At 43.8% G+C, this 849-nt stretch carries 1 protein-coding gene; it reads right to left on the bottom strand.

Features of this window, described 5'->3' with window-relative positions; translation table 11 throughout:
• Positions 1-118 precede the first annotated feature (118 nt).
• The gene (gene bioD, locus A3735_RS00865; RefSeq protein WP_068509783.1) at positions 119-823 is read right to left on the bottom strand and encodes a dethiobiotin synthase; all 705 of its coding nucleotides are present in this window, start codon (positions 821-823) and stop codon (positions 119-121) included.
• Positions 824-849 lie beyond the last annotated feature (26 nt).

Raw genomic sequence — 849 nt, 5'->3', positions numbered from 1 at the left:
GTGACTATTTTCTGCGAACACTCTAATACTAATTACTCGAGCAATTCAGACACTGCTCTCCTTATGTATGTTATTTAAGCAAATATCTGTATGTTTTTCAACCAGCCTGATCAAAGCCTTACAAATCTAGACAGTCCAGATTCACATATTTACAAAGCTCCTCAGGCTTACCGCTCTCGCTAAAAGGTAAGTGAGCAATAAGCGGTGCACCTAAAGCCGAGCTTAAAGTCGCTATATTTTCAGCTTCATAGCTCATTGTTTCTCTCGACAAACTATTCGCAACCCAACCAGCTATCTCCAAGCCATCTCTTCTGATTGCCTCTGCACTTAGCATCGCATGATTCAAACACCCCAAACGCAAACCAACAACTAGAATAACTTTATAGTTCAACTGTCGTGCCAAGTCAGCCATCGTTTCTCTTGGGCTAATCGGTACCCGCCACCCCCCTGCTCCTTCGATAAGTGCGAAATCCGGTTTCTTCATCAGCGCTCCACGACAGATACCCGTAATACGCGATGCACTTGGCGTTCGCTTTTCAAGCGCAGCAGCAATATGTGGCGAAGCTGCTTCTTTGAGTAATACTGGGTTAACTTGACTGTACGGTAGATCGACCGACATATGTGACATCAAGGCGACAGCATCTTCATTTCGCATGCTTACTTTATCATTAGCATCTTTATACTCATCAGCACCTGCAGCGATTGGCTTTAGAGCCATCGAACTCAAGCCTTTCGAGTTTGCAGCAGCCAACAGAGCACAGCTGGAAAAAGTCTTTCCAACTTCTGTATCGGTACCCGCGACAAAATATACATTCGCCATCATCTATTACCTTATATTTCTTTAATATT

This window comes from Oleiphilus sp. HI0061 (genome assembly GCF_001635675.1).
This window is presented reverse-complemented; position numbering and strand designations above follow the sequence as displayed.

Bases quoted from the DNA above. Each gene is read 5' to 3' on its own strand.
- bioD (WP_068509783.1), bottom strand. From the start codon at position 823: ATGATGGCGAATGTATATTTTGTCGCGGGTACCGATACAGAAGTTGGA.